Raw genomic sequence first — 783 nt, 5'->3', positions numbered from 1 at the left:
AAGAGATGGTGAAGGTCGCCGCGCATCGGCTCCTTCTTGCCGAACCAGCTTTGCGGCACGACATGCTCGCAATTGTACTGGAACTGCGCTTCCAGCATTGCTTCCATCTCTGTGGATTCCAGCACGCCGCGCTCCAGAAGCGCCTCGCGCGCCTCGATCCGCAGCCGCTCCACTTCGGCGTCGGCTTGGATGAAGTATTCGGGTGTGGCTTCGAAGCCGGAATAGATGCTCTGTACCATCGCGTTCAGACGGACGTCGACCCACGGATAGACGTGCTTAGAAGGCTCGTAGTTCAAGCGCGTGGTGTGGGTTTGCTTCAGAGTCCCGGCCACTGTTTGGGTGAAGCCCGCAGTACCCGCCGAAATCCCGGTCCAATAGGCCTCGCGGACGACCGCGTCGGCGGCGGCGTCATAGTAGGTGCTCCTGTCGGCAAGCCGTGCCCGAGCTTCCGCCAGTGTCGGAGCCCCGGTCACCGGCTCGTTGCGACGGCGCAGACCGCGTGACAGGCGCCGCACCTCGTCTTCGGTCAATGGCTGACCGACAGACGGCGCGGCATCCGCTGTCCCTGTGGTGGCCAGACGCAAGAGGATCGGGCGTTGATCGGACACTTCCAGGAATCGGTCGATGGTTCGGTCGAGCGCGACAATCATGAAGCGGCCGTCCGGCACGAGATTGGGCGAGATGAAGACATGGTCGATCAGCGACTTGAAGGGCGCCTTGACGTAGGTGATCTGCTTGTCCGAAGCATCTTGGGCGGTGAGCGCGGTCAGGCCGACGGAGGTC

At 62.8% G+C, this 783-nt stretch carries 1 protein-coding gene; it reads right to left on the bottom strand.

Annotated features, from left to right (window positions below; genetic code table 11):
• The coding region (locus tag EN749_RS36635) for an endonuclease (protein WP_189368032.1) at positions 1-783 on the bottom strand (783 nt) is incomplete at both ends.

The organism is Mesorhizobium sp. M7A.F.Ca.ET.027.02.1.1, assembly GCF_004022985.1.
Lineage (GTDB): Bacteria > Pseudomonadota > Alphaproteobacteria > Rhizobiales > Rhizobiaceae > Mesorhizobium.
Note: the sequence above shows the minus strand (reverse complement) of the source record. Positions and strands in the feature narration are given on the sequence as shown.